Here is an 11726-nt window from a genome sequence, read left to right on the forward strand (position 1 = left end):
CAACTGTGAGCGAGACAACGCACGACAGTGCGGTCGCCATGAGTGCCCCGCCATCGCCCGACGACGGACTGTCCGCCGCCGAGCTGGCCAAGAAGTACGGTCTCGCGGTCAGCGGGGCCCGCCCGAGCCTGCCGGAGTACGCCCGGCAGCTGTGGGCGCGGCGGCATTTCATCGTCGCGTTCTCCCGGGCCAAGATGACGGCCCAGTACAGCCAGGCCAAGCTGGGCCAGGTCTGGCAGGTGGCGACGCCGCTGCTGAACGCCGGCGTGTACCTGCTGATCTTCGGTCTGCTGATGCAGCAGTCCAAGGGCATGGGGATCGCCACCTACATCCCCTTCCTGGTGACCGGCGTCTTCGTCTTCACCTTCACCCAGAGCTCCGCGCTGGCGGGCGTGCGCTCCATCTCGGGCAACCTGGGGCTGGTGCGCGCCCTGCACTTCCCGCGGGCGGCCCTGCCGATCTCCTTCGCGATGCAGCAGCTCCAGCAGCTGCTGCTGTCGATGTGCGTGCTGTTCCTCTTCCTCCTCGGCTTCGGGCACATGCCCGATCCGTCGTGGGCGCTGATCATCCCCGTCCTGGTGCTGCAGTTCTTCTTCAACACCGGCCTGGCGATGGTCATGGCCCGTGCGGGCAGCAAGACGCCCGACCTGGCGCAGCTGCTGCCGTTCATCACGCGGACGTGGATGTACGCGTCCGGCGTGATGTACAACATGGTCGAGGCGCTGGAGAAGACCCACGCCCCGAAGTGGGTCATCGACGTGCTCAGCGCCAACCCGGCGGCCGTCTACATCGACCTGATGCGCTGGTCCCTGATCGACGACCACAGCCACATCCACCTGCCGCCGCATGTGTGGCTGCTGGCGGTCGGCTGGGCGGTCGTGGTCGGCGTCGGCGGCTTCGTGTACTTCTGGAAGGCTGAGGAGCAGTACGGCCGTGGCTGAACAGAACCCCACCCCCAACCCCGCCGGGACGGACGCCCGCGTGCCCACCGTGATCGCGGAGGACGTCCACATCGTCTACCGCGTCTACGGCGGCAACACCGGCCGGGGCAGCGCGACCGCCGCCCTGAACCGCATCGTCAAGCGCAAGCCGGGGGCCGGCGTGCGCGAGGTGCACGCCGTCAAGGGCGTGAGCTTCACCGCCTACCGTGGCGAGGCGATCGGCCTGATCGGCTCCAACGGCTCCGGCAAGTCCACCCTCCTCAAGGCCATCGCGGGGCTGCTGCCCACCGAGCGCGGCAAGGTCTACACCGACGGCCAGCCCTCGCTGCTGGGCGTGAACGCGGCCATGATGAACGACCTCACGGGCGAGAAGAACGTGATGCTCGGCGGTCTGGCCATGGGGATGTCGCGCGAGCAGATCCGCGAGCGCTACCAGGGCATCGTCGACTTCTCCGGGATCAACGAGAAGGGCGACTTCATCACGCTGCCCATGCGGACCTACTCGTCCGGCATGGCGGCCCGGCTGCGGTTCTCCATCGCCGCGGCCAAGGACCACGACGTGCTGATGATCGACGAGGCGCTGGCCACCGGTGACCGCTCGTTCCAGAAGCGCTCCGAGGCCCGCATCCGCGAGCTGCGCAAGCAGGCGGGCACGGTCTTCCTCGTCAGCCACAACAACAGGTCGATCCGGGACACCTGCGACCGCGTGCTGTGGCTCGAGCACGGACAGCTGCTGATGGACGGACCGACCGAGGAAGTGGTCCGGGCGTACGAGAAGGAGACGGCCCGCTAGGCGCCGTACGGGCCGGCGCGGGCCGGTTCCCGCGGGCCCTCGCCGGTGCGCTCCGGTGAGGGCCTTGACCTTTCCGTAACGATCAACTGGCTTATTGGCAGGGTTGATTCGTTGCGCGCGTGGCATTGTATGGATCAAGCACCTACCCGGCCGCACGTCGGACAGGTGTGCGGCGTACGCTGTACCGTGCTGATTTGCGGCGAAGCGTGCGATACCGGTGTATCCGCGGCTCCGGAGACGGCGTCGGATACGGCGGGACAGTGGGTGCCGAAGGGGGAGCAGGGGGCGCCGAAGGGGGTGTCTACCCTGCGGCGTGTCCGAAATAGGATGTTCTGGGTCGGCAGTGTAGAACGGGAGATGTGACGGCAATGGCTACGGAAACTCTCCAGCCCCGAGGCGTGCACGCCGTCCCCGGTCCGGGCAGCCCGCGGTGACGGCGGGGACGGACGCGCACGAGCGCGCCGTGCTCGACAAGGCCGCGCACGAGAACTTCCCCGTGGCACCCTTCTTCCTGCCGCGCGCCTGGCGGGACGACCTCATGGCCGTCTACGGGTACGCCCGCCTCGTCGACGACATCGGCGACGGCGACCTCGCCGCCGGCGGGCGCGACGCGCAGCTGCTGGGGCTCGCGGGGACGCGCGCCGACACCAGCGAGGAGCGGCTCGCGATGCTGGACGCCTTCGAGGCGGACCTGCGGCGCGTCTTCGACCGCTCCGGCACCGGCCCGAGCCACCCGCTGCTGCGCCGCCTGCGGCCCACCGTGCGCCGGTGCGGCCTGACCCCGGAGCCCTTCCTGGGGCTGATCGAGGCCAACCGGCAGGACCAGCGCGTCCGCCGCTACGGTACGTACGACGATCTGCTCGCCTACTGCGAGCTGTCCGCGAACCCCGTCGGCCGCCTCGTCCTGGGCATCACCGGCACCGCGAGCCCCGAGCGGATCCGCCGCTCGGACGCGGTCTGCACCGGGCTGCAGATCGTGGAACACCTGCAGGACGTCACCGAGGACCTCGGGCGCGACCGCGTCTACCTCCCGGCCGAGGACATGAAGCGCTTCCACGTCACCGAGGCCGACCTCGCGCGCCCGACCGGCGGCGCGTCGTTGCGCGCTCTGGTCGCGTACGAAGGGGAACGCGCCGGGGAACTGCTGAATGAAGGCACCCCCCTGGTGGGTAGCGTCCACGGCAGGTTGAAGCTGTTGCTCGCGGGGTTCGTGGGCGGGGGGAGGGCCGCGCTCCGCGCGGTCGCCGCCGCAGGACACGACGTACTGCCCGGACCGCCCAAGCCCACCAAGCTCAGCCTGCTGCGCGAGGTGGGAGCGACACTGCGAAGAGAGGGGTGAGCAGGACCGTGAACGGATCGCAGGAAGCGTCCGCACCGGTGCTCGCCGCGTACAGCTACTGCGAGGCGGTCACCGGGCAGCAGGCGGGCAACTTCAGCTACGGCATCCGGCTCCTGCCGACCGCCAAGCGGCGCGCCATGTCGGCGCTGTACGCCTTCTCGCGGCGTGTCGACGACATCGGGGACGGCCCGCTGGACGCGGGGGACAAGCACCGCCGGCTGGAGGAGACGCGCGAGCTGCTCGCGCGGATCCGGGAGGGCCGGATCGCCGAGGACGACACCGACCCGGTGGCCGTCGCGCTCAGCCATGCCGCGCGCCGCTTCCCCATCCCGCTCGGCGGGCTGGACGAACTCATCGACGGCGTTCAGATGGACGTGCGCGGCGAGTCGTACGAGACCTGGGACGACCTCGCGGTGTACTGCCGGTGTGTCGCGGGTGCCATCGGCCGGCTCTCCCTCGGCGTGTTCGGCACCGTGCCCGGCGCGCGCGATGCCGCGCGCGCCTCGGAGTACGCCGATACGCTCGGCCTGGCGCTGCAGCTCACCAACATCCTGCGCGACGTCCGCGAGGACGCGGCCAACGGCCGCACCTACCTGCCCTCCGACGACCTCGCGAAGTTCGGCTGCGCCGACGGCTTCCACTCCGCCAGGCCCCCGGCCGGCGCCGACTTCACCGGCCTCGTCCACTTCGAGGTCCGGCGCGCCCGCGCGCTCTTCGCCGAGGGCACCCGGCTGCTGCCCATGCTCGACCGGCGCAGCGGCGCCTGCGTCGCCGCCATGGCCGGCATCTACCGCCGGCTGCTCGACCGGATCGCCGAGGACCCCGAGGCGGTCCTGCGCGGCCGGGTCTCCCTGCCCGGCCGGGAGAAGGTCTACGTCGCCGTGCGCGGCCTGTCCGGACTGGACGCCCGCAGCGTCCACCGGCGGACCGCCGGGGGGCGCGCTTGATGCCCCTGGTCCGGGCCGGCAAACGGCGCGCAACCCTCCGCCCTGCGAAAACGTCCCTGAGAGCAGCCGAAGGGGTGGGCACATGACAGCCACGACAACCGGGCCCGGGCACGACCCCACCGACGGGGACGGCGCCCCGGCCGCCCGCGCGGTGGTCGTCGGCGGCGGACTCGCCGGCATCACGGCCGCGCTGGAGCTCGCCGACGCCGGCGTGCGCGTCACCCTCCTGGAGGGGCGGCCCCGGCTCGGCGGCCTCGCCTTCTCCTTCCGCCGCGGCGACCTCACCATCGACAACGGCCAGCACGTCTACCTGCGCTGCTGCACCGCCTACAGCTCGTTCCTCGACCGGATCGACGCGCTGCACCTCGCGCCCCTGCAGGACCGGCTCGACGTGCCCGTCCTCGACGTCGGCCACCCCTCCGGCAGGCCCCGCCTCGGCCGGCTGCGCCGCACCGCCCTGCCCGTCCCCCTGCACCTGGCCGCCAGCCTCGCCACGTATCCCCACCTCTCGCTCGCCGAGCGCGCCCAGGTGGGCCGTGCCGCGCTGGCCCTGCGCGGCCTCGACCCGCAGGACCCCGCCCTCGACGGCACGGACTTCGCGAGCTGGCTGCGCCGCCGCGGCCAGTCCGCCCGCACCGTCGAGGCCCTGTGGGACCTGATCGGCGTGGCCACGCTGAACGCCACCGCCGACGAGTCCTCGCTCGGCCTCGCCGCCATGGTCTTCAAGACCGCGCTGCTCACCGAGCCCGGCGCCGCCGACATCGGCTGGGCGCACGTCCCCCTCGGCGAGCTGCACGACACCCGCGCCCGCGCCGCCCTCGACAAGGCCGGCGTGCGCACCCTGCTGCGCACCCGCGCCACCGGCGTCGGCCGCGCCGCGGACGGCCTCTGGCAGGTCGACGCCGAGACGGGCCCCGGTGCGGCCGAGCGGCTCACGGCCGGCACGGTCGTGCTCGCCCTGCCGCAGCGCGAGACGCACGCCCTGCTGCCCGACGGCGCCCTGGACGAGCCGGGCCGGCTGCTGGAGATCGGCACCGCCCCCATCCTCAACCTCCACGTCGTCTACGACCGCAAGGTCCTGCGGCAGCCGTTCTTCACCGCGCTGGGCTCGCCCGTGCAGTGGGTCTTCGACCGCACGGACTCCTCCGGCCTCGCGGCGCGGGGAGAGGGCGGGCAGTACCTGGCGGTCTCCCAGTCGGCGGCGCAGGACGACATCGACCGGCCCGTGGCCGAGCTGCGGGCCCGCTATCTTCCCGAGCTGGAACGGCTGTTGCCCGCCGCACGCGGCGCCGGCGTCCGGGACTTCTTCGTGACCCGGGAGCGTACAGCGACGTTCGCCCCCACCCCGGGCGTCGGCCGGCTGCGGCCGTCCGCCCGCACGAACACGCCCGGCCTGTACCTGGCCGGCGCGTGGACCGCCACCGGCTGGCCCGCGACCATGGAGGGCGCTGTGCGCAGCGGCGTCCACGCCGCGGGTGCGGCACTCTCCGAGCTCGGCCGACCGCACGAGAGCCCCTTGCGGGAGGCGGTATGACCGAGGCGAGCCATGAAGCGTCGCGTGCCCGGACCGGGCCGCGCACGAGCACGACCACCAGAGGAGAGACCGTGACTTCGGCGATCCCAGCTGTCGACACTGCAGGCGTCAACGCCATGCTGGAGCGGGGACGGACGCTTGCCACGCCGGTGCTGCGTGCCGCCGTGGAACGGCTCGCGCCGCCCATGGACACCGTCGCCGCCTACCACTTCGGCTGGATCGACGCCGAGGGGCGGCCGGCGCACGGCGACAGCGGCAAGGCCGTCCGGCCCGCGCTCGCCCTGCTCTCGGCCGAGGCCGCCGGACGCGCCCCGGAGGTGGGCATCCCCGGCGCGGTCGCCGTGGAGCTCGTGCACAACTTCTCCCTGCTGCACGACGACCTGATGGACGGCGACGAACAGCGCCGCCACCGCGACACCGTCTGGAAGGTGTACGGGCCCGAGCAGGCCATCCTCGTCGGCGACGCCCTCTTCGCGCTTGCCAACGAGATCCTGCTGGAGCTCGGCACCGTCGAGGCCGGCCGCGCCACCCGGCGGCTGACCACCGCCACCCGCAAGCTGATCGACGGCCAGGCGCAGGACATCTCCTACGAGCACCGCGAGCGGGTCACCGTCGAGGAGTGCCTGGAGATGGAGGGCAACAAGACCGGCGCCCTCCTCGCCTGCGCGGTCTCCATCGGCGCCGTCCTGGGCGGCGCCGACGACCACACGGCCGACACCCTGGAGGCCTACGGCTACCACCTCGGCCTCGCCTTCCAGGCGGTGGACGACCTGCTCGGCATCTGGGGCGACCCGGAGGCCACCGGCAAGCAGACCTGGAGCGACCTGCGCCAGCGCAAGAAGTCGCTGCCGGTGGTCGCGGCCCTCGACGCCGGCGGCTCCGCCTCCGAGCGGCTCGCGGAGATCCTCGCGGCCGACGCCAAGCTCAGCGACGCCCAGCTCGCCGACTTCGACGAGGAAGAATTCGCCAGCCGCGCGATGTTGATCGAAGAGGCGGGCGGCCGGGAGTGGACCTCCCAGGAGGCCCGCCGCCAGCACGCGACCGCGATCGCCGCCCTCGACCGAGTTGACATGCCCGCAGAAGTCCGAGCCCAACTGGTGGCGCTCGCCGACTTCGTCGTCGTACGAAAGAGATGATTCCTATTCACCCGATCTAGCAGATCGCGGTCGCCGGCCGGCGCCAGTGTTGCGGCGCCGGCCGACGGAGCCCCCAGGAAGGCAGAGAAGGAAGCTCACTGCAAAAAAGGGGAAACCATGACAGCGACGACCGACGGAAGCACCGGGGCCCTGCCGCCCCGCGCTGCCGCGGCCACCGACAGCACCACAGCGCAACAGCACACGGCACACGGCACGGCACAGCCTCCGGTCCAGGAGGGTGAGGCGCCCGGCGCGCTCGCCGCCGCGGAGCGGGCCACGGCCCGCGCGGTCGATCACCTCCTCTCCCGCCAGGACGAGCAGGGGTGGTGGAAGGGCGACCTGGAGACCAACGTCACCATGGACGCCGAGGATCTGCTGCTCCGTCAGTTCCTGGGCGTCCGGGACGAGAAGACCACCCGCGCCGCCGCCCTCCACATCCGCTCCGAGCAGCGCTCGGACGGCACCTGGGCCACCTTCCTCGGCGGGCCCGGCGAGCTCTCCACCACCATCGAGGCCTACGTCGCCCTGCGGCTCGCCGGGGACGCCCCGGACGCCCCGCACATGGCCGCCGCCTCCGCGTGGATCCGCGAGCAGGGCGGGATCGCCGCCTCCCGGGTCTTCACCCGCATCTGGCTCGCCCTCTTCGGCTGGTGGAAGTGGGAGGACCTCCCCGAACTGCCGCCCGAGATCATGTTCCTGCCGAAGTGGTTCCCCCTCAACCTCTACGACTTCGGCCAGTGGGCCCGGCAGACCATCGTGCCCCTGACCGTCGTCTCCGCGAAGCGCCCCGTGCGCCCCGCGCCCTTCGCGCTCGACGAGCTGCACACCGACCCGGCCCGGCCGAACCCGCCGCGCCCGCTCGCCCCGGCGGCCAGCTGGGACGGCGTCTTCCAGCGGCTCGACAAGGCCCTGCACCACTACCGCCGGTTCCCGCTGGGCCGCCTGCGCCGCCTCGCGCTCGACTCGGCCGCCCGCTGGATCATCGAGCGCCAGGAGAACGACGGCTGCTGGGGCGGCATCCAGCCCCCCGCCGTCTACTCGATCATCGCCCTGCACCTCCTCGGCTACGACCTGGACCACCCCGTGCTGCGCGAGGGGCTCAAGTCGCTGGACCGTTTCGCCGTGTGGCGGGAGGACGGCAGCCGCATGATCGAGGCCTGCCAGTCCCCGGTGTGGGACACGTGCCTGGCCACCATCGCCCTCGCGGACGCCGGAGTGGCGCCTGACCACCCGGCGCTGGTCAAGGCCGCCGACTGGATGCTGGGCGAGCAGATCCACCGCACCGGCGACTGGGCGGTGCGCCGCCCCGGGCTGACCCCGGGCGGCTGGGCCTTCGAGTTCCACAACCACACCTACCCCGACATCGACGACACGGCCGAGGTCGTGCTGGCCCTCAAGCGGGTCCGCCACCCCGAGCCCGCGCGCCTGGAGACGGCCGTCCGGCGGGCCGCCCGCTGGAACCTGGGCATGCAGTCGAAGAACGGCGCCTGGGGCGCCTTCGACGCGGACAACACCAGCACGCTGCCCAACCGGCTGCCCTTCTGCGACTTCGGCGAGGTCGTCGACCCGCCGTCCGCCGACGTCACCGCGCACGTCGTCGAGATGCTCGCCTTCCTCGGCGAGCGGCACGACCCGCGCACGCGGCGCGGAGTCGAGTGGCTGCTGGCCGAACAGGAGGAGAGCGGCGCATGGTTCGGCCGCTGGGGCGTCAACTACGTCTACGGCACCGGCTCGGTGGTGCCCGCCCTCGTCGCGGCCGGCATCCCCGCCTCGCACCCGGCGATCCGCCGGGCCGTGCGCTGGCTTGAGCGCGTGCAGAACGACGACGGCGGCTGGGGCGAGGACCTGCGCTCCTACCGCGACCCCGAGTGGATCGGGCGCGGCGCCTCCACCGCCTCCCAGACGGCCTGGGCCCTGATGGCCCTGCTCGCCGCCGGGGAGCGGGAGGGCAAGGCCGTGGAGCGGGGCGTGGCCCGGCTGGTGGAGACCCAGCGCCCGGACGGGTCCTGGGACGAGCCGCACTTCACCGGCACCGGGTTCCCCTGGGACTTCTCCATCAACTACCACCTCTACCGGCAGGTCTTCCCCCTCACGGCCCTCGGCCGCTACGTGCACGGGGAGCTGTTCGCCCCCGACCGCCTGGAGGCGTGATGACGAACGGCACGGGCAGTCCCGGCCCCGCACCGCTGCTGGTCGCCTGCGCGCTCGGCATCGAGCGCCTCGCCCTGCGCGGGGGCGGCCCGGGCGGGGCGGCCGGGCCCGTGACCGTTCTGCGGACCGGCATGGGGCCGCAGGCCGCGGACCATGCCGTCACCCGGGCCCTGCGCGACCCGGCGATGCGCGAGGCCGCGGTCGTGGCCACGGGCTTCTGCGCCGGCCTGGCCCCGGGGATGCACCCCGGCGACCTGGTCGTCGCCGACGAGACCCGGGACGCCACGGGCAGCACCGAGTGCTCGGGCGTCGAGCTCCTCGCCAAGGAGCTCGCCCGTGCCGTGCCCCGGCGCGTCATCCACACCGGGCCCCTCGTCGGCTCGGACCACGTCGTGCGCGGCGCGGAGCGGGCCGCCCTGCACGCCGCGGGCGCGCTCGCCGTGGACATGGAGTCCGCGGCCACGCTCCGAAGCGCCGTGCGCGCGGGGCCGCGCCCGGTTGCGGCCGTCCGGGTGGTCGTGGACGCTCCAGAACATGAACTCGTCCGAATCGGGACGTTGCGCGGTGGAATATCGGCTTTCCGGGTTCTGCGCACCGTCCTCCCGGCTTTTATCGAATGGCACCGTTCTTTACTGCTCCCCAGGAGGTGAGCCAGATGGCCATGCCACTCCGCCAGTCCATCCGGGTGGGAACGTACCTTTTTGAACAGAAGCTCAGGAAGCGCGAGAAGTTCCCGCTGATCGTCGAGCTGGAACCGCTTTTCGCCTGCAATCTCAAGTGCGAGGGGTGCGGGAAGATCCAGCACCCCGCCGGGGTGCTCAAGCAGCGCATGCCGGTCGCACAGGCCGTCGGCGCCGTGCTGGAGTCCGGGGCGCCGATGGTCTCCATCGCGGGCGGCGAGCCTCTGATGCATCCGCAGATCCACGAGATCGTGCGCCAGCTGGTGGCGAAGCGGAAGTACGTCTTCCTTTGCACCAACGCCATGCTCCTGCGCAAGAAGATGGACAAGTTCACCCCGTCCCCCTACTTCGCGTTCGCGGTGCACATCGACGGGCTGCGCGAGCGGCACGACGAGTCCGTTGCGAAGGAGGGCGTCTTCGACGAGGCGGTGGAGGCCATCAAGGAGGCCAAGCGGCGCGGCTTCCGGGTCACCACCAACTCGACCTTCTTCAACACCGACACCCCGCAGACCATCGTCGAGGTGCTCAACTTCCTCAACGACGACCTCAAGGTCGACGAGATGATGATCTCGCCTGCCTACGCCTACGAGAAGGCTCCCGACCAGGACCACTTCCTGGGGGTCGAGCAGACCCGGGAGCTCTTCAAGAAGGCCTTCTCCGGGGGGAACCGGGCGCGCTGGCGGCTCAACCACAGCCCCTTGTTCCTGGACTTCCTGGAGGGCAAGGTCGACTTCTCCTGCACCGCCTGGGCCATCCCCAACTACTCCCTCTTCGGGTGGCAGCGCCCCTGCTATCTGATGAGCGACGGCTACGTCCCGACGTACCGGGAGCTGATCGAGGAGACCGACTGGGACAAGTACGGCCGCGGCAAGGACCCGCGCTGCGACAACTGCATGGCCCACTGCGGATACGAGCCGACCGCCGTCCTCGCCACCATGGGGTCGCTGAAGGAGTCGATCCGCGCGGCCCGCGAGAGCGTCGCCGGGAACCGGAGCTGACGGCCATGGCCTCCGCGGGACCCGTGTCCCTCGGGCTCCCCGGCGTGCCGGCCCGGCCGCTCGCGGTGCGCCGCCCCTCGCGGCGCATCCAGGTCGGGTCGGTCGCCGTGGGCGGTGACGCGCCCGTTTCGGTGCAGTCGATGACCACGACGGTCACGGCCGACGTCGGTGCCACCCTGCAGCAGATCGCGGAGCTGACGGCGTCGGGCTGCCAGATCGTGCGGGTGGCCTGCCCCTCGCAGGACGATGCGGACGCGCTGCCGGTCATCGCGAAGAAGTCGCAGATCCCGGTGATCGCGGACATCCACTTCCAGCCGAAGTACGTCTTCGCGGCGATCGACGCCGGCTGCGCGGCGGTCCGGGTGAACCCGGGGAACATCCGGCAGTTCGACGACAAGGTGAAGGAGATCGCCAAGGCGGCTTCCGATGCGGGCACCCCGATCCGTATCGGTGTGAACGCGGGGTCGCTGGACCGGCGGCTGCTGCAGAAGTACGGGAAGGCGACGCCCGAGGCGCTGGTGGAGTCCGCGCTGTGGGAGGCCTCGCTCTTCGAGGAGCACGGCTTCCGCGACATCAAGATCTCGGTCAAGCACAACGACCCGGTGGTGATGGTCAATGCGTACCGTCAGCTGGCGGCGCAGTGCGACTACCCGCTGCACCTGGGTGTGACCGAGGCCGGTCCGGCGTTCCAGGGGACGATCAAGTCGGCGGTGGCGTTCGGTGCGCTGCTGTCGGAGGGCATCGGCGACACCATCCGCGTCTCGCTGTCGGCCCCGCCGGCGGAGGAGATCAAGGTCGGCATGCAGATCCTGGAGTCCCTGGGGCTGCGCCAGCGCCGTCTGGAGATCGTCTCGTGCCCGTCCTGCGGTCGTGCGCAGGTGGACGTGTACAAGCTCGCCGATCAGGTCAGCGCGGGCCTGGAGGGCATGGAGGTGCCGTTGCGCGTCGCGGTGATGGGCTGCGTCGTCAACGGTCCGGGTGAGGCCCGTGAGGCCGATCTGGGTGTCGCTTCGGGCAATGGCAAGGGGCAGATCTTCGTCAAGGGCGAGGTCATCAAGACCGTGCCGGAGTCGAAGATCGTGGAGACCCTCATCGAGGAAGCAATGAAGATCGCCGATGCCATGGCGGCGGACGGAGCCCTTCCCGGGGCGCCGGACGTCACCGTGGCCTGAGACCGGCGACCCGCCACCGTAGGAACAGCGACCGT

10 protein-coding genes are annotated in these 11726 nt (G+C 71.9%); all 10 read left to right on the forward strand.

Going from position 1 to position 11726, the window contains the following annotated elements:
* Positions 1-5 precede the first annotated feature (5 nt).
* Entirely contained in the window at positions 6-941 is a 936-nt protein-coding gene (locus NQU55_RS06615; protein WP_168093767.1) for an ABC transporter permease, read from the forward strand.
* Positions 934-1734 (forward strand): ATP-binding cassette domain-containing protein, encoded by an 801-nt coding sequence (locus tag NQU55_RS06620; RefSeq protein ID WP_168093766.1) that lies wholly within the window; start codon positions 934-936, stop codon positions 1732-1734. The genes NQU55_RS06615 and NQU55_RS06620 overlap by 8 nt, the downstream gene beginning before the upstream one ends.
* Positions 1735-2197: 463 nt before the next feature.
* On the forward strand, positions 2198-3073 hold the full coding sequence (gene hpnC, locus NQU55_RS06625; RefSeq protein ID WP_372504648.1) for a squalene synthase HpnC: 876 nt from the start codon (positions 2198-2200) through the stop codon (positions 3071-3073).
* Positions 3070-4020 (forward strand): presqualene diphosphate synthase HpnD, encoded by a 951-nt coding sequence (gene hpnD, locus NQU55_RS06630; RefSeq protein WP_168093764.1) that lies wholly within the window; start codon positions 3070-3072, stop codon positions 4018-4020. The genes hpnC and hpnD overlap by 4 nt, the downstream gene beginning before the upstream one ends.
* 82 nt (positions 4021-4102) lie before the next feature.
* Positions 4103-5554, forward strand: a complete 1452-nt coding sequence (gene hpnE, locus NQU55_RS06635) for a hydroxysqualene dehydroxylase HpnE (RefSeq protein ID WP_168093763.1) — start codon at positions 4103-4105, stop codon at positions 5552-5554.
* A 116-nt stretch (positions 5555-5670) separates the two neighbouring features.
* Positions 5671-6690: a polyprenyl synthetase family protein gene (locus tag NQU55_RS06640; RefSeq protein WP_206329511.1), complete on the forward strand. Its 1020-nt coding sequence runs from the start codon at positions 5671-5673 to the stop codon at positions 6688-6690.
* 117 nt (positions 6691-6807) lie between these two features.
* Entirely contained in the window at positions 6808-8841 is a 2034-nt protein-coding gene (shc, locus tag NQU55_RS06645) for a squalene--hopene cyclase (protein WP_168093761.1), read from the forward strand.
* Complete coding sequence (locus NQU55_RS06650) at positions 8841-9491, forward strand: phosphorylase family protein (RefSeq protein ID WP_168093760.1); 651 nt, start codon at positions 8841-8843, stop codon at positions 9489-9491. The genes shc and NQU55_RS06650 overlap by 1 nt, the downstream gene beginning before the upstream one ends.
* A 5-nt stretch (positions 9492-9496) precedes the next feature.
* Positions 9497-10519, forward strand: a complete 1023-nt coding sequence (hpnH, locus tag NQU55_RS06655; RefSeq protein ID WP_168093759.1) for an adenosyl-hopene transferase HpnH — start codon at positions 9497-9499, stop codon at positions 10517-10519.
* Positions 10520-10524: 5 nt separating this feature from the next.
* Positions 10525-11691 carry a flavodoxin-dependent (E)-4-hydroxy-3-methylbut-2-enyl-diphosphate synthase gene (gene ispG / locus NQU55_RS06660; RefSeq protein ID WP_256790013.1) on the forward strand — a complete coding sequence of 389 codons (1167 nt, stop codon included), beginning with the start codon at positions 10525-10527 and terminating at the stop codon, positions 11689-11691.
* Positions 11692-11726: the final 35 nt, after the last annotated feature.

Source organism: Streptomyces telluris, assembly GCF_024519335.1.
Taxonomy (GTDB): Bacteria; Actinomycetota; Actinomycetes; order Streptomycetales; family Streptomycetaceae; genus Streptomyces; species Streptomyces telluris.

What these genes read in the sequence shown, in the direction of transcription:
- hpnE (WP_168093763.1), top strand. Translation starts at nt 4,103, where the DNA reads ATGACAGCCACGACAACCGGGCCCGGGCACGACCCCACCGACGGGGAC.
- NQU55_RS06640 (WP_206329511.1), top strand. Translation starts at nt 5,671, where the DNA reads ATGCTGGAGCGGGGACGGACGCTTGCCACGCCGGTGCTGCGTGCCGCC.
- shc (WP_168093761.1), top strand. Translation starts at nt 6,808, where the DNA reads ATGACAGCGACGACCGACGGAAGCACCGGGGCCCTGCCGCCCCGCGCT.
- NQU55_RS06650 (WP_168093760.1), top strand. Translation starts at nt 8,841, where the DNA reads ATGACGAACGGCACGGGCAGTCCCGGCCCCGCACCGCTGCTGGTCGCC.
- hpnH (WP_168093759.1), top strand. Translation starts at nt 9,497, where the DNA reads ATGGCCATGCCACTCCGCCAGTCCATCCGGGTGGGAACGTACCTTTTT.
- ispG (WP_256790013.1), top strand. Translation starts at nt 10,525, where the DNA reads ATGGCCTCCGCGGGACCCGTGTCCCTCGGGCTCCCCGGCGTGCCGGCC.